This is a genomic window from Gammaproteobacteria bacterium, assembly GCA_013697705.1.
Classification (GTDB): Bacteria; Pseudomonadota; Gammaproteobacteria; order UBA6002; family UBA6002; genus UBA6002.
Map to the genome: position 1 here is coordinate 77,097 of JACCWJ010000002.1, position 26,109 is coordinate 103,205.

Here is a 26,109-nt window from a genome sequence, read left to right on the forward strand (position 1 = left end):
GGCTCCTAAAATCATATTTTTTTATCTTCTTTGTTTTTGCGCCATCTCAGGAATATTTTTTAGAGTTAAAATTGTATCAGGATGAAACCTTGCATCAATTTCTCCTTGATGGAGCTTAAAGGCATTTTGCTTTTTATAGCTGTTGAAAATACCAATTCCACTTGTTAAGCCTGCGATGGTAATAGCGCCTGAGCTAGCCCCGATCGCGGTCCCGATGGAAAAGCCTTTCGCTGCTCCGATGGCAGCGGTAATAATACCGCCGCAGCCGCCCACATAAGCAGTGGCTACTGCACCAATAGTTGCTCCCAAAACAAAACCGACGAGTGCACCCAATAAGCCACATAATAAAGCTTTAGTTTTTTTATTCATGGGCGCTTTACCATATAATTGCCGATCTAATTCATATGAGGATTTTTCTATGATTTTTAAATATTTATTTTTATTTATAGCTAATTCTCTCCGATTATCTTGAAGCTCCTGACATAAATTCGTCATGTGCTTAAAAAGTATAGGATAAGGTGAATTATTAGCCGTATATAAACTTGGTTGCTGGCACATTAGTATTTCTAAGTGTTGATATAATGGTTGGAATAAAGCTCGAATTTTCTCATATTCGATAATCGTCATTACTTTTTGGAATGCGAGTAGAGAATGTGTTACTAAATAAAGTTCGTAATATGTTTTAGCCATTACTTGTGGAATGGTTTCCCTACTAATTTTATATTCGAAAGCCAAAAAAGATCGAATTAATTTTTGTAATAGTTTATTTATTTCCTCATGGATTTCAGCTTTACCGCGAGTTTGAAGTTCTAACTCCTTCAAAAAAAGTTCTTTATCGCAATGAATGTTCTTCCATATTTTAATTAAATTTTCACTAATAATTTGGTATGGAGAATCCTCTGCCTCAATTAATTTTGCAGGTAAGGTGAATAAGACATTAGCGAGTTCCTGAATGATAGTTTGAATGGAGCGCTCATTTTCATGTTCGAAGAACTGTCTTTCAGAGGTAACTTCGTTATAGAGAAAAAATAATTTGTTTTGACTCGGATGAAATGCTTTAGTTAATTCTGCTTGAATCTGATAAATTTTACCGGTCAGTAATGAATCGGTATTGGTAATTAAAAAACTCGGATTACAGTTATTGTCACTAATATTCAATTTTTTCATTACAAATGAGAATATCAAACCGTCCTGTGTATCGCTAAAAACTATTTCAATACTGGAACCGTCAGGGATATCATCATCAAAATAATGGCGTATTTTTGCCTGGGGTAGAGTATTTTTCAATACCATTAACAGATCCGGCGGTTCTTTTAAATGTTCTTGTTTGACATCCTGAGGTATGGTTAATACCTCATTTGAAGTTTCAGCAGTCTGACTTATCTTCTCTTCATTTATGGCAGGAGGAGGTGTAATTTCAACTTCATCATTTATTTCTTTTATTTGTCCTTCATATGTCACGCCTCTTTCTTGAGCTAATGATAAGGCAGAGTAAAATGTCCGCATATTGGTAATATCGGGTTCATTTTTATGCATTTTTAAATATGCAGCCACAAATGCCTCCGGTTCGGGTATTCCAGATTCTCTGGCAATAGCAATCAGAGATTTTCGTAAATATCCTTCCATGTAAATCACTTGCAATCGGTTTCGTAACGCTGAAGAGAGTGATTTGCGTCCAATAACAGAACTTGGATTTTGTGATCCAAACACTATTAGGCCAGGTTTAGGAATAAATAAAGATACTAAGTTTTTGTAGTCATTAGAGGAAAGCGATTGTTTTAAGCCGATTCCAGATGGAGTCAGTTTGTTAATTATTAATTGGTATTTAGCAATATCACTGATGAGAGGGGAGGCTGAAGTCCCTTGATTATTGATATAATAAACATGCCCTCCCTTCAAGCATATATAACTATTTTTATAATTGGGCAATTCATCCTTTTTAGGAAAAGATTTGAGATAATAAGTATCATTTTCTGTTATGACGTTTTCACCCATTAATAATTTTAATAATAATGCTTCTAATTCTTCCCCTAAATTCAGTTCGTCTAAAATAACTGCTGAACCTTCAAGGTTTGCTTTGATCAATATTCCTCGTACGGCATCATCATCGCTAACAGATAATTCATAATAATATTTATGAGTATTATTGTTAGAAGAAAAACTATGATTTTCAAATCCAAATTTTTCTAATAAAGCTTTGATTAAATATGATTTACCTAAACCTGCGTCACCCTCGAGTAATACACCTCTTTTATAGTAAAAAGGTTGTGGTTGCGGTTGCTTCGCAGCTAATGCTTTATTTCTTATTAATATGCATTGCTTTATGCAATCAATGATATAAGATTTTTCACTCGGAATTAAACAGGTATCCGAAACTTTTATGATCTCATGTTGTGGTTGAGGAGACACACCAAATTTCGTGCTAAGTTCAGCATTAAATTTTTGTCTTACGTCAGGATAAAAAATAGTGCCTGCAAATTCACTAACACAGCTGGAGTATAATATTTCGTTAGTGACCGTGTGGGCATTATTTTGTTGTTGATACAACACGATAAAGCGTTGGCATAAATTTTCTAAATCGCGTGTGGAATAAAAATAAGTAGGATTATATTTTTTTGCCAAATTATATACTAGCAACATATCACTAGCTATGACATTTGCATTATTTTCATTCAGGCATTCTAGTAATAAGGGCTCTAAAATTTTATTTTGAATATAACTATCTACAGGCATGGAAAAATATATAGTTTCTGCATATTGCTGAAATAAATCATGATAATATCGATTAAATGTTTCAGGGTTACAGGTTGCTACAATTTTTTTATGTTGATTGATAAAACCCTTCAGGCTGTCCCATGTGCCGGGGATAGCCATGTTTGCTTCATCTAATAGTAATACGCTATCCCTTTGATCAGATTTCCATGCTTCAATATCGGCTTCCCCTTCATAGCATTCCAGGTTCATCGCACGGATTAGCTGGCGTGCTGTGCGCGTTTTTCCAACGCCTGGAGCCCCTTTGACCATTATGATGTGAGTAGTGTCATCCTTTATTAATTCAGACAATTGTTGTTCTCGTTTACTCACTGTTGGGGAAGTTACTGGTCTATCACTTGATGTATAGGTGACGCTATTAAAGTAATTCCAGGCCAGTTCAAGTTTAGATTGTTCAATGGTGGGGTAGCCGAAGGTAACAATTGAAGATAAATCATGACCTATAATGTTCAACAATTCTAATTTAGAAAAACAATTCAATACATGCCAAATATTTAATCGAAATTTTTCTAAGGTATTTAATTCCATTCCATTTTTAATTGTATTTAGCTTATCTATTCTAGTGACAAAAGTAACATTTGTATTTGAAAATGCTATTTTTGCAATCACATTTAAATAGGCATAGTCTTGGCTATTGCGGGGGTAATCATAATGAAATAATCCTTTAATTGGGTTATGTGGATGTCGTGGACGTAGGCGTATGACTTTGATCATCCTTTCAATCCGCTTAAACGACAAATGACTGTTCAAAGGTCTTCCTTCACCACCTAAAGGTAAAAATTTTGCAAATTTTTTAAATTGAATTATTTGATCAAGGTACGGGTATAACGTTGCATCTATTACCTTTTTATAATCTTCAAATTGATATTGAATAAGTTGGTACTGACTGATACCTGTAAATTTAACAGTGTGAGGTTGTATAGAATAGACTGTAACAGGGTCACTCAGTTCGATACGTTTGCCATTCTTGTAATAATAACCTTGCTTTGAATAAAATGAGTTAAGTTTTTGGCAAGAACCATAAGACAATTCACCACACAAAATTACTATTTTATTTTTACTCAGCGCTTTAATTATCGACCCTTCAGCTTCAGCAAATTCCACCATCCCAGTTTCAATTTGCGGGTTAATATCTAATTGCAATACTAAACTGTTGAAGGTTGTTTGAGGGGAAACATAGATTATTTCAACTTCTTGATTTTTTGCTGTCTTAATAGCTTTTGCCAATAAAGAGGCTGTAAAATCGGGGTCATTGCTTAAAATCATAGGGCAATCTAACGGAATAGGCCCTAATGGATCATTCAAGGGTGTTGCCATTGTATGAGCAGTGTTGGTTAAAACATTTTCGATAGCAGCCCCCGGCGCTAGAAAAAAATGGAAAGCTCTATTCGGATAATGTTCGGCTACATAAGTATTTAGATAGTTCCAATCCGATTTTGGTAGGGTTTCAGTAATATAAAAATAATAATGTTCGTCATCATAGTTGTGTAGTAAACCATGGGTATCAGTGGTGGCTTTTGTATTTGCAACCGCTAATGTTTCATAGCATGAATGGATATTATGTAAGCCAATATGAATAGGTTTTTTATTGGCATTGGGCATTTTATCAGAGATGATAATATTTTTTGCAGACAGGGTGGCTTCATGTTTGAGAGTAATAATAAACGATGGTGGTATAAATAATTTTTGTCCATTGTATAATATATAATCATCATATTGGAGCCTTTTCATTAGTTCATCAAATGCTTTATTATTTATGGGTGGGTTGATTATTATCAAATGTCCACCAGATTGAATAGCTTCAACCAATTTCCCATGAGCTAATTCGAGTGCATGTCCTGAAAAGTTGATTTTACCTAATACCCATTGTCTCCATTGGACACTCTCATGTAAGTTTATGGTATATTCATTAAGACTATTATCTTTAAGCTTTGGTAATGAGGAGGGCATTAAGTCATTTTGGAACGTGAATAATTTGCACCGTGTCATAAACGCTGAACAGGATGACTGTAAATCATCGGTAATTCCGATAATTTTAATCTTCTGTTTATTAACTGGATTTCCTAAAATGGTTGGTGCTTTATCTAAAATACTTTTATAACTGGCCATTTGCGTCGCAGTGAAATTAGCCCAGTTTATGACAACAACGCCCCCCTGACTAATCAACTCTTTGAGTGGACCATCACGCAATAGGCGTTTACCATTATTTATTTGGAAACATTGAAAATAGAGTGAAAAATCCTCCGGCTTATTTATGTATAAATAAAAACCTGTTGTCGATGCTTGTTTCACATGCTCATGTATTTGTTGACTTATAACAAAGGGGTCATGTGATTTTAGATATTTAACTAATGGAACTAAAATAGGAGACAGCAATAAATCATCCCAATTACTAATCTGACTTGATGCAATTAATTCGCGGAAAAGCGGTAAATAAATTCTCTCCATTATTTTGGTAGTAAATTTATCAATGGGTGGCATCAATGGGGTTGATAGTATTAGATCATTAGCAGTGGGGAGATTAGCTTTAGCGTGCTCTGCCCCTTCAAGAGCTGCATTGAGTAACTTCTCACGTACTACAATGGGAGTTTCATCCAATAAGATAGATCCACCCAAATCGATACGTAGTGCCTGTAGATCACCCCCTTGTTCTAAAGTGAAAAAGAGAAAACAAAAACTATGCTTTTCACTGATGATTTGTTGTACATTGACTCCTAAATATTGTGATAATAGAAGCATCGCATAGCTTCGATGGCGGCATACACCTTTCCTTTCAATGATGATTTGCAGCATATTATCTAGGGTACCTGATTCTGTAGTTTGATCTAAGTCTACATCGTCAAATCTACAGTAATCTGCTAGGGAAAGTATTTTCTCGATAATTGGTCTTTCATTATCAAATACAAATAGTAATTCTTTGGGTAAATTTGGCTTGGCAGCATTGATACATTGAGTGATATCATCAGATAATAAAGAGGGGACAAAAGATTCGATAATAGCATTGCTGGGTAATTTGTCGTAAACGGGGGATCTAGAATAGGTATAATGAAAAACAATGCGTGGTATTGGTTTGCTTGCCTTGAAATAAAAATGTTTATGCTTTTCATTCCAATATAATGATATATCATTGGAATGATCCGTCATTAATCTTAATAAATTTTTTGTAATTATGGGATTTTTTGAAGGTAATGAATAAAAATCATTTGGCTCAATATCATCACCCACTAATCGGACGATGATAACGTTGTCGTCTTGTTTATCAAATAGATCACTTTTATTTTGTTGTGTTAGGGGCTCAATAGCAAAGTCATATAATTGTGTAGATTGATGATTCACTGTAAATTGAAGTTGCTGACCTTGCAGGTTTATCTGATCTAATATTTCAATGCAATAATGGTCTGGATTAGGTGCCTCATAAGGATCAATAAACGTAACAGAGAACTTACCCCCTGCTCGGTGAACAGTATCGTTTTTACCCGTTTTTGTGTCGGGGCTATATCGACTTTTGGAGTTATAAATAGCGACTGGACACTCTTTATTTAATCGAGTTAATTCATCACTATCTTTAACCAATAATTCATCTTGTAACCTACGCCAAATTGCCTCCACATCAAGATGTGATAATTCTGATTGAACGGAATATTCTACAAATTCACAACTATCAGGCAAACTATATACAATATAATTTGGCATTTTAAGTAATCCGGCATATACAAACTTCTTTAAGGTAAATAATTTTGTTATCCCATTTATTTCAATATCTGGGCCTGCATTACTAACTAGAAGAAAGCGTATATCTGTACAATTTTTAAAATTTAAATTACTAGCATGGCAATAAATGTGTACATCGCGCAATTTTTGGCAATGGTTACTATTAATTTTTAAGGTTGTTTTTTGCAGATTGGTAATATTTATGTATTTTAAAATTGGCAATTTTTCTATATTAATAATCTCTAGCCTTCCTGAGCAAGTAAAGCTTTCTAAATTAATATTTCGAGATAAATCAATTTTAGCTAATGCGCAATCTAGAATAACCAGTGTTCTTAGATATCTTAATGATGAGAAATTTATATTCGTTATCCGTGAGCAAGAATTGATACACAAGTATTCTAAATTTGGCAAAAATGTAAAATCGATATTCTGTATGTTTGTGCAGTTATCGATCTTTAACACTTTTAAATTATATAATGAATTATTAAAGATAATACTTTCACACTCTGAATCCATTATGCGCAATTCGACTAATGACGGCAAGAAGGATAAGTTAATCGTATTGCTTTTAACTTTATCTATTTGTAATACTTTCAATAGCGGGCAGTTATCAACGCTTATATTTTCTTTTATTACATTTTCTATTTTTATAAATTCTGTGTTTGGAAAATCACAAATGTTATCGAGGTTAGGATTAGATAGGCACATTTTCTTTGCTGTTAATTTATGCATGCTGATATCATAAATATTTAACTTTAACTCTTTTTGTCGCGCATTGAAATTACCGATAATACGAATATTATCTTGGTTTGGAGTTTTAAATATCATCAGATGATTGCAATCCATAATATCAATTTCGATCGGTATCGCTGCTATGCCATTTGCAATCATGGATGTTAAATTTCTTATTTTTGATAATTTAATATTTGAGGTTATGTTGGTTACAGTTAGCGAGTTTAATTTCTCATGATTGCTCAGTAATTTGATGACATCGTCATTTAACTCGTGGATAACTATACCAGTCAAATCTGATTTTATAATATTAAGGATGAACATTGTTTGTTGATAATCCAGAGTTGGCAGTTCCAAATTTTTTATGGGCAGCACACCCAATTTATGTTCTCCAATCAGTTTAATGCGACTGCTATTTAAAGAAAGTTCTTCTAACTGCTCAGCCTCTGTTATGTCTAATGTGAATGATTGTAATTCTTGTGGGATCTTAAAAGATGTTAAACATCGTGTAACTTTAAATTGCTTTAATTGGTCAGCGTTTGTGAAATGAATTTTTTTTAGCACTTCGATAGCTTGATAATTGTTGTTATTAACTCCCCCGCAAAATATAGCAGGACCCACATAATTATCTGTGCTTGGTGGGTTGGTTATTTTTAAAGATTGTAATCGGTCATCTATCTCTAAATATGATAAAACAGTATTCTGTGCGAATATGATTGATTGTATAGTTGGATTCTTAAGGATTAATTTTTTTAATGAGCGACAGTTATTTAAATCAAGCACTTTTAATTTGTTACATCGAGTATTATTTTGTATTACAAGTTCTTCTAAATTATGGGCATTGGTAAAATCAATATTTTTTACGCTACTTTCCGAGATAGTTAATCGACGAAGTTTTTTAGCATGCCAAAGATCTAATGAGTGTATGGCGACAAATCTAAGATTTAACTCTTCTAAGATATTATTTGAGCTGTCAACTAAATCTATTTTTACGAGGTCGTTTACTTCTGAACTCTTGGATATCATTTGTATTTTTTTGTATTTATCAGTTTTAATGGCAATTTTTTTATATCGTCCAGAACTATTTATATGGCCAATAATTGCGAAATGTTTGTTATAAAATTGAGTGTCTATTTTTATAATGAGATCTGTGATATTTGGGAGGCTTTGAAGTACCGATACTTCTTCTTGAGTTAGACGTATAATATCGGATAAATCTGCACATGTTAACTTTGATAAATCAATATTTTCTAAATACTTTCTTAAATCGTTATTGGGAAAAGGCAATGTTAAAGTGAAATTTAACCTCTGATTAAGTATACTGATAACACTGTCATATTCCATATCATCAATAATTTTTATGCCATCCAGAGATTGTCCTTGGTGTGATAAAGCCTGTTTGACATGCTCTTCTTTCATTGGAGTTATTAGTTGACGAGTTTCCCATAATTGTACTGAGTTACTAATTGGCTTGGTCACGGCAAATCTGATATCTTTTCCCAACCATAAATAAATTTCAATATGATGATATGTCAGTAGCTGGTTTAGAAAAGAGATAACTACCTGGTCAGGAGGAGTATCTCGAAAATACGTACTACTAATTATTATTTTAATTTTACCATTACGTTGTGGGTTACCTTCCCGCGCAATCCATGCATTAGCATTATTTTCGATTAAGCCTAACCATGAATCGTAATAGCTATCCGGACCAGTAGTTTGATAAGTGGTAGTAATTTCGGAATGATCATCAGTAGATTTTAGTTTTAACGTGTTATCAATCGAATTTTTGTCGTAATAAGGCATGCGAGCTTTTCCAATATTGGTTAATTTTAAGTATAACCGACAATTATTAAGAGAGGATTAACCAGTGTTTTTAAATGCGTGAGATCATGGCAACCGCATCAAAAACCCCCTTGACAAACATTTGAGGCTTGAATTTCCCTGGATTTCGCTACGCTACATCCAGGCTACTTTGAGTGATGTAGCCGGGATGTAGCGTAGCGAAATCCAGGATTTATTCAGTTTGATGCGGTTGGCATGCAATGGCCCATGCGTAACTCGGTTGAAAAGGGGTTTCGGAACTTAAATATGAAATGGCTTAAGTGAGTCGATAATTAAATTGTATATGGAGTGATGATGTTTTCCGCATGGTAATTGAAATCATCCTAGTAAGTTGCTGTCGCTTGGATAGATCGTTGGGTTAATCGCGAAAGAAATGATGCTAAGCTCTTAGTATTTAGATTTTAACACCACTCTTTCATCTTCTTCATTGCTGGAGAGTTGTTCTTCATTGCTGGGGAGTTGTTCTTCATTTTTATTTTTATCGTCACTACCAAAGTTTATTCGCGCACGATTTTGACTTAAACGAATGGAGCTCGAAGCTGATCCAACGGACAATTTTATTGGTAGCGTTACTACTTGCTCAGCAATTTTCTTCTTAGGAGTTAATAATATCACACTATTGCTTCTTGACGTTTGGCGGGCTGGTTTATCCTGAATGATAACAACTGGAGCCTCTTGCTGTTGATCTGCTCCCTCTAAATTGTTCACCTTGGAAAGAGGAGTGGAGGTAATGAGTGATAGAAGGTTAGACGCAGCCATATAACAGTCTTTTGTAATATATTTAGGTTTAACAAGAGCGAACCAACTATCATTGAGCGATACAGCAGTTGAGAGTGCTGTTATTTTTTCAAATGATGTTTTAATCGGATCATTAATAATGTCATATATAACAGCAATGCCTTTGGGAACTGTAATTTTTTTATCATTAAAAGTTACGTCTGTTCCTTCAAACCAACCTGCTTTATCTGCCCAAAAATTCAGATGAGTTAATTTATGCTCGTCCGTGAAAGTTTTAAGCATTGAAGTATATCGTAAATCAACAAGTGCTTCATAATCCAGTTTTAGTGATTCAAGTAAAAGATCATCCGTTGAATCTTCTTTCATATCCGGGTTAATAATACTCTGTAGAGCCTTCGTATAAAATTCAATACAGTTGAGGTCGCCTAATTTTGAACCTTCCTCTAGATACTGTTTGGCCTTTTCAAGTGCATTAATTTCATCATTATTTTTTTGTAGGGTGTTCTGATAGATATGTATTCCCATTCCATAACAAGCTGCACCTCGGGATCCTGAGTTAGATGGGACCTTAGAGTATAGGGATAGCGCACCGGCAATATTCCGTTTCTGAAGTTCTTGATTTGCGCTTGTTAAATACCAGGAAGCGATGAAATCAATGTTTGCTTGATTTATTCGATCAAAACCATTGGAGGGAAAGTTTTTAACAAAGAAATTTAAACCAACCGGATGAAGAGAAGCGTCTTCCGAAGCCAATAAATTTAAAAATTTATTGGGGTGTGTATTCAGGTAGCTATCATTAGCTCCCACTAATGAGGCAGTATACTGTATTTCCAAAGAAGAAATTTTAAAGCGGTTTATATACTGGATTCTTCTTGCTGCATAATCGGTAACCTTCCTATCAGAACTTTGAAAATACGCGCGGCGGTATAATTTGACGGCCTCAAGCCATTTTTCATTTTCTTCATGCATACCGGCCCTATTAATCATAGCCGAAACATTCTTCAGTTTTATTGCTCTATCAAATAATGCAATAGCTTTTGGGTATTTTCGTGTATCTCTAGCGATACAGCCTGCGGCATTCATTGCCTCGGCATGTCCCAGCTCTATGGCTTTATCGAATAAGGGAATGGCTAATTCAGTATTCTGAGAGCAGCCTTCCCCTTTATGATGCATCCATGCCATAAAATACAGCGCAGCTCGATTAGTCGGGTCCTTATTAATAACCTGCTTAAATAAATCAAAGGCGGTTCTATAGTTGCCTTCGGTATAATACGAACAAGCAATACGACATATTGCATCAGAGTTACCAAGCTCTTGTGCTTGAAAAAATAAGGAATCGGCGGCAGCGTAATTTACTTCACCACCCTGACCAGTTTCATGCATACATGCACGAAGATACATTGCATGAGAGTTTTTATTGGCAATTTCCTCATCAAAACACTCAATACAGCGTGAAAGCTCTTGTAGAGATAATTTCCCCTTATCGATGCGGGAACGTAGTAAGCGGGTAGCTCCTGTTTCACCCTGGAGGCTTGCTTGTAATATCTTTTCGAAGTTAATCATACTATTTCTCGTGAATTTTTAGGGCTTTAATGATGACCAATACCCTATGATAAACCTCCATCCTTAATAGACTCTTAAATAGAGTGGAAATGTGTAATTTTTCGTGATTTGTGGCTGTTTCCCTTGATTCCGCTTCGCTGCATCAAGGCTACATTGATATATATAGTAGCCTTGATGCAGCGAAGCGGAATCAAGGAAATCCCTTAGGCCAGATGGGGTAGGGCGCTATATTTGCTCTTCGGCTTCTTCTAACAATTGAATATCTTCCTCTTTGGTCAGGTCAACTTTTTCAATTTTGATGAATCGACTGGTGAGCTTCTTAGAGGATTTATGTACTTCTTCTACGTCTTGGTGGGCCATATGAATATGTTTTGCTAAATTATCTATTCTTTTTTGGAAACGCTCGAAGTCCCTGCCTAGTTGCACTAAATGCTCCTGAATAATATGTACTTGCTTACGGGTTGCAGCATCTTTTAAGACGGCGCGTGCAGTGTTGAGGACGGCGATTAACGTTGTAGGTGACACTAGCCATACGCGTAAGGTATGAGCAAAATCTATGACCTCAGGTAGTCGAGAATGAATTTCAGAAAAAATAGCTTCTGCGGGAATAAACATGACGGCGCCATCCGAGGTTTCGCCTTCGATAATATATTTGTCACTAATATCTTGAATATGTTTGCGGATATCAACGCGAAATTGTTGTTCAGCAATTTTACGATCTTGTGCAGGTAAGTTAATGTCTGTATAGCGACGATAGCTTTCCAGCGGAAATTTAGCATCAATCACAATATTGCCGGTGGGCTCAGGTAAAAATAAAATAGCATCGGCGCGTTTATCATTAGAGAGGGTATATTGCAATTGATAGCTTTGTTCTGGGAGTACATTTTTAATTAAATGATTTAATTGTACCTCGCCAAAAGCGCCCCGAGAGCGTTTGTCTGATAAAACCTCTTGTAAGCTGACAACATTCAAAGAAAGTTCGGTGATTTTTTTTTGCGCCTCATCGATTAACGCGAGTCTCTTAATAATATCGGTAAATGTAGCGTTAGTCTTTTCAAAACCATCCGCTAAACGTTTATCCACCTGCAAACTAATTTCTTTCAATCGTTGGTCGGTATCAGCGGTAAGTTTTTCCATTTTTTGAGTGATGCTTTCGCCGTGTTTATTCAGTGTCTCCGTAATTTGTAACCGAATATCACCCATGCCTTGCTGTAAACTTTCCTGTAATGTTTTTAGAGTATTGAGTTGATGCAGGTCAAATTGAGTACGTGTGTCCGATTGCTCTTTTTTCTGTTGCGTGACAAGTTGAATAAGCTGATCTCTGAGGTCCTTAAGGGTTTTATCGCGTTCATCTAAGCGTATGAGCAGTTGATCTATCCAGATTTGGTTATTGCCGATTTTTTTACTCAGGCGGCTAAAACAAAAGAGTAGGAGACTTACATTTAACATGCATAAGATTATGAATAGAATTGATATGATATTCATTATTGCTCCACTTGATTAATGAGTTCGTAAGAGGGGAAAACATGGTGAGACAATACCATATAACGGTCAATACCTCAGGCAAAAGCTTCAACGAGATAACACATATAGTAACAGATTTTGTCGCCAAAGCCGGAGTCAGCACAGGCATTTGCTCATTATATATGCAGCATACCAGCGCTTCCCTTGTATTATGCGAAAATGCAGACGAAGACGTCAAAAAAGATTTGGAAAATTTTTTTCAAAAGCTCGTACCTGAGGATATCCATCAATATCATCATAAAGCGGAAGGAAAAGATGATATGCCGGCGCATATTCGTACTGTGTTAACCAAGTGTGATCTTACTCTACCTATCGTGAAAGGTGAGTTAGGTTTGGGGACATGGCAAGGAATTTATATCTGGGAGCACAGGAATTCTGCATTTGAACGCCGTGTTGTCGTGACCATTATCGGAGAATGAGATGCACTTTTACCGAAGCTACTGATATTCTCTTCAGTATCATTATTTCTTATAATCTTGAGTAAACATCATCACCACAGGATCAGTCATGAATATCATTGAAAAAATTGCCAACGGCCTGTCACTGAAAGTCAATCAAGTCTCAGCTGCAGTCGACTTACTTGATGAAGGGGCCACCGTACCCTTTATTTCTCGATATCGTAAAGAAGCCACGCAGAATCTTTCAGATACTGACCTGCGAAATGTCGTGGAGCAATTAACGTACCTGCGCGAATTAAAAGATCGGCAGGAAACGATCTTGAAAAGTATTGCTGAACAAGAGAAATTGACTCCTGAGCTAGAAAAATTAATTCTTGCGGCAGATAATAAGGCGCGATTAGAAGATCTGTATCTACCTTTTAAACCAAAGCGTCGGACCAAGGCTCAAATAGCCAGAGAAGCTGGCTTAGAGCCGCTGGCAATGCAATTGTGGGAAACACCTGATTTATTACCTACTGAAATAGCCAGCCAATATATTAATGAAGAAAAAGAGGTCAAAGACAGTGATGCGGCTCTTGAAGGGGCACGCCAAATATTAATGGAAGTATGGGCTGAAAATCCTGAATTGACCCAATTATTACGCGAGTTCATATGGGAAAATGGCATCATTACGAGCGTTGTTAGTGAAGGCAAGGAAGAAGAAGGCCAAAAATTTTCTGATTACTTTGAATATAAAGAGGCAATTAAGCAAATTCCGTCACATCGGGCATTAGCTGTATTTCGGGGCAGGAAGGAGAAAATTCTGAAAGTTTCATTAGACATCCCAGAAACAAAAAAAAATCTTCCAGAAGAAACAATCGCCTCCTACTTCAACATTAAACATGAGCAACGCCCGGCAGATGCCTGGTTACTCGAAACTGTCCATTGGACATGGCAAATAAAACTCTTTACGCGTTTAGAATTGGATTTACTTAATCGTTTGCGTGAAAGCGCGGAGTTACAAGCAATTCATGTATTTGCGAATAATCTGAAAGATCTTTTGATGGCATCCCCCGCGGGCGCCAAGGTGACCATGGGGTTAGATCCTGGCTTTCGCACTGGGGTTAAACTTGCCATTATTGATAGTACTGGCAAATTACTTGCCTATAAAACAATCTTTCCACATCCACCAAAAAAGGATTGGGACGCTTCACTGGTGACATTGGCCAATCTTTGTCGCGACTATAAAGTTCAATTATTGAGTATTGGTAACGGCACCGCCTCACGAGAAACGGACAAACTCGCTAGTGATCTTATTAAAGCCAACAAAGATCTAGACCTCACAAAAATTGTTGTGTCTGAAGCGGGGGCCTCTGTCTATTCTGCCTCTAAAACAGGAGCAGAGGAATTTCCAGATTTAGACGTTACTTATCGCGGAGCGGTCTCTATTGCAAGAAGGTTACAAGATCCTTTGGCTGAATTAGTAAAGATAGATCCTAAATCTATTGGTGTGGGTCAGTATCAACATGACGTGAGTCAAACACAGTTAGCCAGAAATTTAGATGCCGTGGTGGAGGATTGTGTTAACGCTGTTGGTGTAGATGTTAATACGGCTTCTATTCCACTCTTGGGGCGTGTTTCGGGTTTAAATGAAGCGATCGCAAATCAAATTGTGCAATATCGCGACACTCATGGAGCATTTACTTCTCGAGAATTTCTCAAAAAAGTGCCACGGTTAGGCGACAAAACCTTTGAACAAGCCGCAGGGTTTTTGCGAATTATGAATGGCGAAAATCCCTTGGATGCTTCGGCTGTCCATCCCGAGGCCTATCCTGTCGTACAAAATATATTGCATAAAATGAATGCTACGATTAACGGCATCATGGGGAATACCTCGCTGTTAAAAGCATTGAATGCCTCTGAATATACCAATGATCAATTTGGTCTACCCACGGTGGTGGATATTATTAAAGAATTGGAAAAACCGGGTAGAGATCCCCGCCCCGAATTCAAGATGGCCATTTTTAAAGAGGGCGTAGAAAAAATCAGTGATCTGAAAGTGGGTATGGAATTACAAGGTGTGATTACTAATGTAACTCACTTTGGTGCATTTGTTGATATTGGTGTACATCAAGATGGATTGGTTCATAAATCGCAATTAGCCAACCGTTTTATCAATGATCCACGAGAAATTGTTCGAGTAGGGGATATTGTTGAAGTTACCGTGGTAGAGGTTGATGCATCGCGGAAGCGAATTAGTTTAACCATGGTCAAAATTAAAAATGAGGTTAAAGAGCCCAAAAAGAAGAAAATGGTAGACGTAACCAGGGATAACGATTCATTACTTGCCTTAGCGCTTGGAAAAGCATTACGGGGAGATTAGCCGGTTTATCTCATCAAGTGCTAAAATAAAAAGGATATGACAAGGAGGATTTATTTTGGGGTATAAAGTAGAACATTTTATAAAGGGTAAACGCACGCATGACAAGGAAGATCAGCCCCACGCATTATTGAACCCAGCAACCAATGAACATCAAGGCGAAGTGTATTATGCTTCGCCTAATTCGATTGAGTTAGCACTTGCCTCGGCAAAAGAAGCTTTTGCAACGTGGTCTCAAACTACCCTCGCTAAGCGATCACAAATCCTTTTTAAATATAAAACGCTCATTGAACAAAATCAAAATGAACTTGCTGCTTTAATCACACAAGAACACGGTAAAACGTTGGCAGATTCGATTGGATCGATTCAACGCGGTCTTTCCGTTGTGGAATATGCGTGTGGTATCGCAAGTCATTTGAAAGGAGATTTTGCAATTGATGCTAGCACCGGCATCGATTGTTACTCTTTACGCCAACCTCTCGGCGTTTGTGTTGGGATTACGCCTTTCAATTTTCCGGCAATGATACCGCTTTGGATGTTTCCCTTATCGATTGCATGCGGCAATACCTTTATTTTAAAGCCTTCCGAAAAAGATCCTTCCTGTGGATTGCGTTTAGCAGAATTAATGCATGAAGCAGGCCTACCTGATGGTGTTTTAAATGTTCTCCAGGGAGGCAGGGAAGTGGTGGATGCCTTACTTCACCATCCCGATATTAAAGCAGTTAGTTTCGTCGGGTCTTCTCCCATTGCAGAATACGTTTATAAAACGGCAACGTCACACCATAAACGTGTCCAAGCTTTTGGAGGAGCTAAAAACCATTGTATCGTCATGCCTGATGCAGATTTACAGGACAGTGTGAATTCCATTATGGGAGCGGCCTATGGTTCTGCTGGAGAACGCTGCATGGCTATCTCAGTTGTCTTAGCCGTGGGCGATGAAGTCGCAGATGCATTAATTACTCGCCTAAAAGAAAAAATATCACATCTATCTATCGGCCCTGGCACCAGTGATGTTGATATAGGTCCATTAGTGACTCAAGAACATTTACAAAAAGTAACGTCATACATTGACCTAGGGATAGAAGAGGGCGCAGAACTGGTAGTTGATGGACGTGATACCCACAAAAATCAATCTGGCAATTTTTTAGGGGCAAGTTTGTTTGATCGTGTTCAACCTTCCATGCGGATTTATCAGGAGGAGATCTTTGGTCCCGTGTTATCCGTAGTCCGGGTGCCTGATTTTTCTACTGCCATTGAATTAACCAATAGTCACCAATTTGGTAATGGCACTGCAATTTTTACTCGCGACCCTAATGTGGCGCGAACATTTGCAAAAGAGGCGCAAGTTGGCATGATTGGCATTAATATCCCCATTCCAGTGCCGGTGGCTCAATTTAGTTTTGGGGGATGGAAACGCTCATTGTTTGGGGACCTTCATATGCATGGACAAGAAGGTATTCAATTTTATACAAAATTGAAAACGATAACCTCCAAATGGCCAATCTCTAAAAGTGGAATTGCTGAATACAAAATGCCGACCTTAGATTAGGAAAGAACGATGGCGAATATTGGATTTATTGGATTGGGGCATATGGGAACACCCATGGTAGAAAATCTGTTGCAACATAAGCACACGGTGCGAGTGTTTGATCTTTCAGAGGAAGCAATGGCGAAGGCTGCTGCGTTGGGTGCATTACCGATGGGTTCCATTAAAGAATTGGTTTCTAACTCAACAATAATATTCACCATGTTACAAACTGGCGAACAAGTTGAGCAAGTAGCGCTGGGCGAAGAGGGCATTTTAACTATTTTGTCTAAAGAGGGGCTTTATATTGATTCCTCTTCTATCGATGTAGTGACCAGTCGAAAAATCCACGCGCTAGCAAAACAAAAAAAAATCGCGATGATTGATGCGCCTGTTTCAGGAGGAGTAGCAGGAGCCAAAGCCGCTACGTTAACATTCATGGTTGGGGGTGAAGAAGAAAATTTTTTACGTGCTCAAAGTTACTTAAATTGTTTAGGTAAAAAAATTATTTACGCTGGCCCTGCCGGGAATGGTCAAGCTGCAAAAATTTGTAATAATATGATCTTAGGTATTTCAATGATTGCCGTATCAGAAGGTTTTTTATTAGCAAAAAAACTCGGGCTCGATCCTAAAAAATTTTTTGATATTGCATCGAATGCATCTAGCCAATGTTGGTCAATGTCTCAGTATTGCCCTATGCCAGGCGTGTTAGATAATGTGCCTTCGAGTAATGAATTTACGCCGGGTTTTACCGCTTCCATGATGTTGAAAGATTTGAAATTGAGTCAAGAAGCGGCACAATATGCGGATGCGAGTACGCCCTTGGGTGCTGAGGCAACCGCATTGTATTCTTTGTTTGTAGAAGAAGGCGGTGCAAGCACAGATTTTTCAGGCATTATAAAAATGCTCGCTGGGGGTGAGGTGTAATTTTTCCCTCGATACAGGGAACCCGGATTTCGCTGCGCTTCATCCAGGCTACATGAGATTAGTTTTTCGCATCGAGAAAATGGAAACGCGGTTACATTTGTGCAAAGGCGTGTGAAAGATCTTTTTTCAAATCTTCGACTGATTCAATTCCAACAGATAGGCGAACAAAACTATCTTTGATACCGAGTATTTCTCGTTTATCTTTAGGTATAGAGGCGTGAGTCATGATCGCTGGGTGTTCAATTAAACTTTCTACTCCTCCTAAACTTTCGGCCAGCGCAAAAAGTTCACAGTGCTCTAAAAACGTAACAGTTTGTTTTAGATCTGCCTTTAATACTATTGAAATCATTCCGCCATACATTTCCATTTGGCGGGTAGCAAGTGAGTGTTGAGGATGAGAAGGAAGACCAGGGTAATACACTTTTTCAACTTTTGGATGTTGCGCTAACCAGCTTGCTAGTTCTAATGCATTTGAACAATGACGCTCCATCCTAATTGCCAGTGTTTTTAATCCTCTGAGCGCCAAAAAACTATCAAATGGACCTGCGATAGCGCCCACTGCATTTTGCAAATAAGCCAATTTTTCGGGCAGGTTAGGGTGGTCATTTACTACAATCACTCCGCCTACGATATCGGAATGCCCGTTCAAATATTTCGTTGCAGAATGCATTACAATATCAAAACCAAGTTCTAGTGGCCGTTGCAGGAGAGGGGTTGCAAAAGTATTGTCTGCCACTGAAATCAAATCATGTTTTTTTGCAATCTTCACAATTTCAGTAAGATCAATTAGCTTTAACATTGGATTAGTCGGCGTTTCTACCCAAATTAGTTTAGTCTCAGGAAGTATGGCCTGCTCTACCAGTTCTGGGTTGGTAAAATCGACAAAGGTAAACTTAATTCCCGCAGAATTTTTTTTGACGTTTTCAAATAGTCGATAGGTGCCCCCGTATAAATCATCACATGCTACAACGTGGTCCCCAGGAGATAACAACTCCATAATAGTTGCAACAGCGGCCATTCCGGATGCAAACGCTAAACCCAACGTTCCTGACTCTAAACTGGCTATGCAACGTTCATAAGCCAAGCGAGTAGGGTTCTTCGTTCTTGAATATTCAAAACCCTTATGTTTGCCAGGACTTTCTTGAACGTAAGTGGATGTTGCATAAATAGGTGTCATCACCGCACCCGTAGAAGGATCTGGTTGTTGACCTGCATGTATGACACGAGTGGCTATGTCTAGATCTGAATCATTTTTCACGTGTTTCCGTCTCCGCTTTAAGCAAAATTGTTTTCCTGCAACCATTTGTCATCGACAAACTTGGTCAGATAATTTCGAATTGAATCAGGTAAAATAACTAAGCATTTTTGGCCTGGTTTAAGATTTTTTGCCGCTTGCAGCGCTGCCCACACCGCCGTTCCGGAGGAGCCACCGACCAGTAATCCTTCTTCTTTAATAAGGCGCCTAGCGATGGTAAAAGAATTTTTATCATTCACTTTGACGTATTCATCCACTAAATCATTTTCAAGCACATCGGGGAAGAAATCGTAACCAATTCCCTCAACCATGTACGACTTCACTTCTGTGCCACCCCCTAATATAGATCCAAAGGGATCAGCGCCCACTACTTTAAGATGCGGCATAGTTTGCTTGAGCCGACGGGCAAGACCGGTGATTGTTCCGCCTGTTCCCACGCCAGCCACTAACATGTCAAAGTCACCTAAATCATCGATTATTTCTTGTGCAGTAAACTTAAAGTGGGCTTCAGGATTTGCTGGATTAGCATATTGATCCAAAATATACGCTTTGGGAATTTCATCTCGTAATCGCTTTGCTAAAGAAATATGGCTATCTGGCGCATCGGAAGCAACTTCGGTAGGCGTTCGATAAATTTTTGCGCCCAGCGCTTCTAGAACAACTTGTTTTTCATGACTCATTTTTTCAGGCATGGTAATGATTACGTTATAACCTTTTACAGCTCCGGCGAGTGCTATTCCAATACCCGTATTTCCCGAGGTAGGTTCAATCAATGTGTCTCCTGGACGAATTTTCCCCGCCTTTTCAGCTTGCTCTACCATGTAATAGCCAATTCGATCTTTAACCGAGCCACCTGGGTTTAAAAATTCGCATTTTACATACAAATCACAATCCAGTTCTTTTCCAACGCGATGAAGAGGTAAAATCGGTGTCTTACCGATGGCTTGCAGAATATTATCAATAATCATGTAGACTCCTGTAAAAAGAGGGATCCTAATTTAAATAAGAAAAGGGGGTATTATAGGTTACCTATAGAAGGCTGTCATCTGAGGATAATGAATCGTGTGGAATTATTATAAACTCAAGACCGGTGATGTTAGGCGGCCTTTTCCTGTTTAGCGAGCATTTCTTCATATTTTTTATGCATCTGTTCCGGCATCCCAGCCCCTTCATTTTTCGTATATTCAGTGGAGCCCACCTTATCGTAGAGAACATTTTTGCAATCAATCAGTCGATTAATAATGGGACCTCGATTGTTCATAAAATAGGCGTCATGCCAAAGGCGCACTGTTTCTCCCTTACTGCCAATGAGTAAATTGTCTTTATTATCCAATGTTATTTGCTCAACTTCGGGATAGTAAATATAGGTGAGTACTTTTTCGATATCTAATTTCAAAATTTTATTAGTGTCATTAAGGTAACGAATAAATCCTTCTAATAGATCCGTCATTTCCTTCACCTTACTGACCTCATCTATATTGTTCTTTTCGATACGCGCCAATTGCCGAGAAATATAATTTATTATTTTCTTTTGAGGAGGGTAGAGCCCATAGCGAGGCTTGGTATGCTTAGTATTAATAGCTTTCACAAGTTCGTTTATTTTATAAGGTGTGAGCATGGCATGTCTCCTGTTTGATTAATGCCAAAGAATTAATACTGGAGCTGCGCAAATACACTTAAACTATAGTCTAAATTTATTAAACAATGCGGGGTAATTAGTTAAAATTGGCAATTAATGACCCTTGGCTACCGGGATTTACCCACTTGGCCGTCGTAGTATTTATTAGCAGTATCCAGCAGAATTGACCGTCGTACCGCGATTTACGCGCGAGTATCCATGAAAGTAGGCGTTATAAACAAAAAACGATATACTCTATACGTTTTTTCAAAAAATCAAAGTGGATCTCAGTTGTACGTAAGTTACAATTTTCTGAAATTGCAAAGGAGAAAAAAATGCACAAGTATAAAGAAGAAATGCTTCCTCTAGAGCTGCAGGATGAAGGTGAAACGCTTCCGCAGAATGAAAATGAAATGCTTCCTCCAGAGGTGCTCTATTACATTTTAAGTTTTTTAAAGAAGCCAGAGATTCTATTAGCTAGGAGCGTAAACAGAACTTGGTATCATCTTATACAAGAGAGCCCTGTTTTATTTGTCCCTCTAGTTGATGGACATATTAAAAATATTTTAAAAAGAAGATGTCCTGATAAAGAAATACCTGACTATCCTCAAGATGCATATACAGTAGCGGCAATCGCGAAGGCATTAAATTCTTCTCCAAATCCACAAACTTCTCGAGCTCTAATCACAGTTAAAAACCAACTATCGCCACACAATTTATTGAATATATTACAGCGATCAGGAGAATCTTTTTGGGATGCCTTTTCACCTCACTATGATGGACAGCCTATTTTTGGACGACCTTCACTCACTAAAGTAGCACTTGCGTTTTTAGGAGTCTGTTGGTTTCTGGGAACAGTGGGAACAATGGCTTATTTATTCGCTGATGGACAAATGAGTTATCGCGAGGCTTTACAAGGAACCGCTTCTAGAATGGCGACTTCCTTTTACAACACGCATAAGTACACTGCGGTCCTAACATTATTATTCTGGTTTAGTTATAAATTATATTCCAAATATTTAGAGTCTAACGCTATAGATCAAGAGCAGGTGCTTGATCAAGTAGCTCAGGCTCGAGAAGTTTCTATTAATGTTGACACCTTTTTCGTTTCCGCTCCGGCTACATTATTAAGCATGAGCTGGAAGCGTGAGAACGTATTGGATTCTCAAATCATGAAAATTCCTTCGGCTGATTTGGAGAATAACGATGATCATCAAGAGAATAATCATTGGCAAAAAAAGATTAATTAGGGCAGGGCTTTCCTTTCTTTAAAGATTTCTTTATGGCAATTTTCAAAAGCTTACTTTTATTTGCAGCGACACTGACGTTAGCAGTATCTCCCACATACTCAGCGTCCAAAATTTTACCTAATGGTACGAGTAATCATTTTGCTAAAGTTAATGGTATTAGACTTCATTATATTGAAATGGGAAAAGGTCCTTTAGTTATTTTGTTGCATGGGTGGCCAGAAACTTCATTCGCATGGAACAAAACGATGGGTGTGTTATCCAACAAATACAGAGTTGTTGCTCCAGATTTGCGAGGGCTCGGTCTCTCTGAACGCACACAAAATGGGTACGATAAAAAAACAATTGCTACCGATATCAAGGCTCTTATTGAATATTTGGGAGAAAAACAAGCGTATATCATTGGCCACGATATGGGCGGAAAAGCAGCTTACGTAATGGCATATCTTTATCCTCAATCTGTAACAAAACTTGTGTTAGTCGACTGTCTTATCCCTGGAACAGAAAATGCTGATGCTCTTCATAATGGTGCATGGCATTACGGATTTCATATGACACCTGAAATACCCGAAATGCTAACGCGAGGACGTGAAAAAGAATACATTCGCGCCCAAATTAAAGCCTGGTCATTATTAGCGACACTGCCATTGATGAATATGCAAGACAATATTCAACAAAAGGAGGCATGACTGCTGGGTTCAATTATTACCGTGCACTCAAAGAAGATGCAGCACTCGTTAGAACTTTCCACAGCAGAAAATTGTCAATGCCTGTCTTAACAATTAGTGGTCGCCATAGCGTTGGAGATAAATTGCCAAAAGCCTTAGAGAATGAAACAACCTCTCTAAAAAGTATAATTGTTGAAGATAGTGGTCATTTTGTGGCTGAAGAAGCTCCAGAGATATTCAATTCTTCAGTAATTAAATTTCTAGAAAATGAAAATAACACATAAATTGTGTAGGTTTTGAAATTGTATATAGCGAACAATTCAGCACTTCAACTAGGTGGGGCTAATTTATCAGAAGAACCAATAAAAGCCCCCTTATCATATAGTTCCAGTAAGAAAAATTACTGGAAATAGCAGAGGATGGGTCTTGTGTGACAGTCGCTTCAGGTTGACCGCCCTCTACTCCACCCGTAAATACTCTTTTGTGGCCGCAGCTATTTCTATAAAGGCGTCAAATTAATTATGAAGCATGCTTCTGTTGTTTGTAACACACTCTAATAGATCAATTCCTATAGGACCAAAAAGCGGATGCTTGACTAAATCCTCAATATCAAGCTGATAGTTATCTTTAATTAATTCCCGATCAGCATAGATTGCTGTAAAAATGTCTTGTGTATTCTTGCCCATTCCTTTATTGATACCTAACGCATTTGTTTTGAAACATTCAATAAACCATTTATCAGGATCAACATTTTTATTAGGTTCGCCCCTCATGAGCTGGGTCACTTGATCCATTAGTGCAAACAAGCCCATATACTCCGAATCGCCACTTGTAACCTGATTGATATCAATGTTTAGATGTTGCATCACTTTGGGCAGTAAATATTCAAATATAAATTGATGTTGGTTCTTACGCACAAAGTTTGCTAAATAGAGATGCCCTGCAATATCGTGCAATAAAGAAACTACCGGACCACTTCGATAATTATGAATGGTGGGTGGATTAGAAGCCACATAAGGTGAATATAAGCTAACCGGCTGCAGACCTTGCTGTTTCAATTTGAATGAAGTATCAAAACCAATGCTGCCGAAAAAAGGTGCGCATCTTAATCCATTGTCAGGATTTAAAGTAGAAGTTAAAATATTCAACAAAGACGCAGATGGAAAATAATAAAACGCACTATCCTCAGCAATAAGTGAGGTATCACTAGCAAAGCCATTCATCAAAAACAGTACTTGGTCTGGTGGAGTAAATTCATTTATTTTAAATTCAGCAAACTTTTTTATTTTAATCACAAGCTGGCCTAAATCATTCAACTGCTCTATATCATTGTTGAATTTTGCTTCGTTTACATGGGTATTAAAATGTCTGGCAAAATGTATATTTAATCGTCTAATAAATACTTCTCTCACCTCGTTATCATTAACAGACACCGCTGCGACCTCTGCATCTCTTTTTACATCGAGGTCTTCATCCCTCAAAAACTGTTTATTTGTGAACTGCATTAATGCGATTAGAAAAATATTCACAGTAAAAAAATCATCGAAAGCAATTTCTTTTTTAGAGAATAAATAAATCAAATATAATTGGCATTCAGGATCGGAAAATAATGGATCTGTTAAATTAACTGCACTAATCTTTTCTTTTAAGGAATTTATTTTTATTTGATATTGGGGAGAGGACTCATATTCGATCAATTTTGCTGGGATTATTTTATTCTTTTTAACGAATTGCATTACCGAATCATAGTCATGGGTATAACGAATATGACTAGTTAATTTCTTATTTTCTACTGGCTTAAACATGGAATCTCTTTACAAATAGTAGGTTATATGAAAAATGGAGACTGTATCTATCACTGAACGATGGCACAAATTTTGTCATGTCCAAAGAATATGATTACTTTACCTCAATAAACTTAAAGAACTCTTATGAGGCTTGAATTTCCCTGGATTTCGCTACGCTACATCCAGGCTACTTTGAGGGTATTGTAGCCTTGATGACACGAAGTAGAATCAAGGACTTATTCAGTTAAGAGGAGTTAAATGTACGTTGCCCCCAGGTTGACCGCTAAGAGCGCGAAAGTGAGGGGAATTCTTCGTAGAGTATGCGAGTGTCTCCATCCGTCAGTAAAACTTCATGATTGCCTTTTGGTGTTAGATGACGGGCAAGAATAGCGTGGATTCCAGCGTCATTCAGTGGTCTTACTTGGTAAGTGGCGCCATTATCACTATAAATTACAATATATAAATAACCCCATATTGGTTCCTGACTATCGATTTCACCATCATGATTATTGTCATAATACATGATGTCGAAGGGCTTAGAGTAATAGCTACTTAATTCTGGATGTGCGGGGATAAATTCATTAACAAAATTATTTTCATCGAGAACGAGTAATATATCATTGCCCTTAGCCACACTTTTAATGCTGAAATCATGGCTAGCATCCATATCTATGACGCCCAATAATTTTAGATTCGAGGGCAAAGGAGACAGTAAGATAGTTGGGTTAACCCACCGATATAAAGAACTTAGAGCAAGAATAACGATAAGAGCACCAATTGTGAGCACCAACGCTCGCATTTTCACATCCTTGAGATATTTCTATAAAAACGTTTAGGAATAGGAATTGAAGGATGACTTTGTATAGAGCAAATTACAAAATCGGCCACTTGGGACAGCAGAATGCGTGTGGCCTTATTTGCAGCAAGAACCCCACCATAAGGATTATTTTGGGGAGCAATCACGACTACTTCAAACACTCTCTCAGCAATGGCTTGATGACAGTTATTGTCGACTAAAACCGCGTGCATAATCATGCGCACCTTACTTGGACAGCAAAAAAATTCATGCTGCAGCTTTATGAGTCGAGTATCTAATCTAAATTGCGATTCGCCAGTAAAGGGGGCATTAACCACTGCTTTGAAAAAACAAGTATTACGCATGCTTTGAGAAATTAATGTGGTGAGCATTTCATTAGGAGGCGCAACCCAACGATTTCGACTGTACGCTTTAAGTTGATACGGGCACTGTAAATAAATTATTTGATCCGTATCATAACCTGGCTGGGCGGTAGGTTCTGCAACGAATAATGTGTAGCAGGAATTACACGCATGAGGGTTAATACATATACTATTAAGTGCATATCTATTATTGTTAACGTTAACTGCACAGCCCTGGAGTAAAAACAATAAGAAAAAAATGAACCACCCTGCTCTTCCCTTCAT

General features: G+C 37.6%; 14 protein-coding genes and 1 pseudogene. 6 read left to right on the top strand and 9 right to left on the bottom strand.

What is annotated here, in order from left to right:
• Positions 1-21 precede the first annotated feature (21 nt).
• From H0U71_00435 to rmuC, 3 genes are all read right to left on the bottom strand, one after another.
• Positions 22-9,018 carry a hypothetical protein gene (locus tag H0U71_00435; GenBank protein MBA2653519.1) on the bottom strand — a complete coding sequence of 2,999 codons (8,997 nt, stop codon included), beginning with the start codon at positions 9,016-9,018 and terminating at the stop codon, positions 22-24.
• Between the two features lie 426 nt (positions 9,019-9,444).
• Positions 9,445-11,358 carry a sel1 repeat family protein gene (locus H0U71_00440; protein MBA2653520.1) on the bottom strand — a complete coding sequence of 638 codons (1,914 nt, stop codon included), beginning with the start codon at positions 11,356-11,358 and terminating at the stop codon, positions 9,445-9,447.
• A gap of 225 nt (positions 11,359-11,583) precedes the next feature.
• Positions 11,584-12,843, bottom strand: coding sequence for a DNA recombination protein RmuC (gene rmuC / locus H0U71_00445; GenBank protein ID MBA2653521.1), 1,260 nt, complete (start codon positions 12,841-12,843; stop codon positions 11,584-11,586).
• Between the two features lie 44 nt (positions 12,844-12,887).
• On the opposite strand from rmuC, the gene H0U71_00450 reads away from it, so the two are divergent.
• The 4 genes from H0U71_00450 to mmsB all read left to right on the top strand — a co-directional run bounded on the left by H0U71_00450 (position 12,888) and on the right by mmsB (position 18,091).
• Entirely contained in the window at positions 12,888-13,301 is a 414-nt protein-coding gene (locus H0U71_00450; GenBank protein MBA2653522.1) for a YjbQ family protein, read from the top strand.
• 88 nt (positions 13,302-13,389) lie between these two features.
• Positions 13,390-15,642, top strand: a complete 2,253-nt coding sequence (locus H0U71_00455) for an RNA-binding transcriptional accessory protein (GenBank protein MBA2653523.1) — start codon at positions 13,390-13,392, stop codon at positions 15,640-15,642.
• A 55-nt stretch (positions 15,643-15,697) separates the two neighbouring features.
• On the top strand, positions 15,698-17,188 hold the full coding sequence (locus H0U71_00460) for a CoA-acylating methylmalonate-semialdehyde dehydrogenase (GenBank protein MBA2653524.1): 1,491 nt from the start codon (positions 15,698-15,700) through the stop codon (positions 17,186-17,188).
• 9 nt (positions 17,189-17,197) lie between these two features.
• A complete protein-coding gene (gene mmsB, locus H0U71_00465; protein MBA2653525.1) occupies positions 17,198-18,091 on the top strand; it encodes a 3-hydroxyisobutyrate dehydrogenase in 894 nt (297 codons plus the stop codon).
• A 91-nt stretch (positions 18,092-18,182) separates the two neighbouring features.
• On the opposite strand, the gene H0U71_00470 is transcribed toward mmsB, so the two are convergent.
• The 3 genes from H0U71_00470 to H0U71_00480 all read right to left on the bottom strand — a co-directional run bounded on the left by H0U71_00470 (position 18,183) and on the right by H0U71_00480 (position 20,964).
• Positions 18,183-19,394, bottom strand: a complete 1,212-nt coding sequence (locus H0U71_00470; protein ID MBA2653526.1) for a cystathionine gamma-synthase — start codon at positions 19,392-19,394, stop codon at positions 18,183-18,185.
• The gene (locus tag H0U71_00475; GenBank protein MBA2653527.1) at positions 19,367-20,314 is read right to left on the bottom strand and encodes a pyridoxal-phosphate dependent enzyme; all 948 of its coding nucleotides are present in this window, start codon (positions 20,312-20,314) and stop codon (positions 19,367-19,369) included. Before H0U71_00475 ends, H0U71_00470 begins: the two co-directional genes overlap by 28 nt.
• Positions 20,315-20,442: 128 nt before the next feature.
• A complete protein-coding gene (locus H0U71_00480; GenBank protein ID MBA2653528.1) occupies positions 20,443-20,964 on the bottom strand; it encodes a hypothetical protein in 522 nt (173 codons plus the stop codon).
• A gap of 335 nt (positions 20,965-21,299) precedes the next feature.
• Between H0U71_00480 and H0U71_00485 the strand changes: the two genes are divergently transcribed.
• Positions 21,300-22,214: an F-box protein gene (locus H0U71_00485; protein MBA2653529.1), complete on the top strand. Its 915-nt coding sequence runs from the start codon at positions 21,300-21,302 to the stop codon at positions 22,212-22,214.
• A gap of 32 nt (positions 22,215-22,246) precedes the next feature.
• Positions 22,247-23,163: pseudogene (locus tag H0U71_00490) on the top strand (alpha/beta hydrolase).
• 231 nt (positions 23,164-23,394) lie between these two features.
• On the opposite strand, the gene H0U71_00495 reads toward H0U71_00490, so the two are convergent.
• The 3 genes from H0U71_00495 to H0U71_00505 form a co-directional block, all read right to left on the bottom strand.
• Positions 23,395-24,684, bottom strand: coding sequence for a hypothetical protein (locus H0U71_00495; protein ID MBA2653530.1), 1,290 nt, complete (start codon positions 24,682-24,684; stop codon positions 23,395-23,397).
• A 265-nt stretch (positions 24,685-24,949) separates the two neighbouring features.
• Positions 24,950-25,465 carry a hypothetical protein gene (locus tag H0U71_00500; protein ID MBA2653531.1) on the bottom strand — a complete coding sequence of 172 codons (516 nt, stop codon included), beginning with the start codon at positions 25,463-25,465 and terminating at the stop codon, positions 24,950-24,952.
• Between the two features lie 2 nt (positions 25,466-25,467).
• Complete coding sequence (locus H0U71_00505) at positions 25,468-26,109, bottom strand: membrane integrity-associated transporter subunit PqiC (GenBank protein MBA2653532.1); 642 nt, start codon at positions 26,107-26,109, stop codon at positions 25,468-25,470.

Coding starts and splice junctions, on each gene's coding strand:
- H0U71_00495 (MBA2653530.1), bottom strand. CDS start 24,684: ATGTTTAAGCCAGTAGAAAATAAGAAATTAACTAGTCATATTCGTTAT.
- H0U71_00475 (MBA2653527.1), bottom strand. CDS start 20,314: ATGATTATTGATAATATTCTGCAAGCCATCGGTAAGACACCGATTTTA.
- H0U71_00455 (MBA2653523.1), top strand. CDS start 13,390: ATGAATATCATTGAAAAAATTGCCAACGGCCTGTCACTGAAAGTCAAT.
- H0U71_00470 (MBA2653526.1), bottom strand. CDS start 19,394: ATGGTTGCAGGAAAACAATTTTGCTTAAAGCGGAGACGGAAACACGTG.
- H0U71_00500 (MBA2653531.1), bottom strand. CDS start 25,465: ATGCGAGCGTTGGTGCTCACAATTGGTGCTCTTATCGTTATTCTTGCT.
- H0U71_00440 (MBA2653520.1), bottom strand. CDS start 11,358: ATGATTAACTTCGAAAAGATATTACAAGCAAGCCTCCAGGGTGAAACA.
- H0U71_00485 (MBA2653529.1), top strand. CDS start 21,300: ATGCACAAGTATAAAGAAGAAATGCTTCCTCTAGAGCTGCAGGATGAA.
- H0U71_00480 (MBA2653528.1), bottom strand. CDS start 20,964: ATGCTCACACCTTATAAAATAAACGAACTTGTGAAAGCTATTAATACT.
- H0U71_00505 (MBA2653532.1), bottom strand. CDS start 26,109: ATGAAGGGAAGAGCAGGGTGGTTCATTTTTTTCTTATTGTTTTTACTC.
- H0U71_00435 (MBA2653519.1), bottom strand. CDS start 9,018: ATGCCTTATTACGACAAAAATTCGATTGATAACACGTTAAAACTAAAA.
- mmsB (MBA2653525.1), top strand. CDS start 17,198: ATGGCGAATATTGGATTTATTGGATTGGGGCATATGGGAACACCCATG.
- rmuC (MBA2653521.1), bottom strand. CDS start 12,843: ATGAATATCATATCAATTCTATTCATAATCTTATGCATGTTAAATGTA.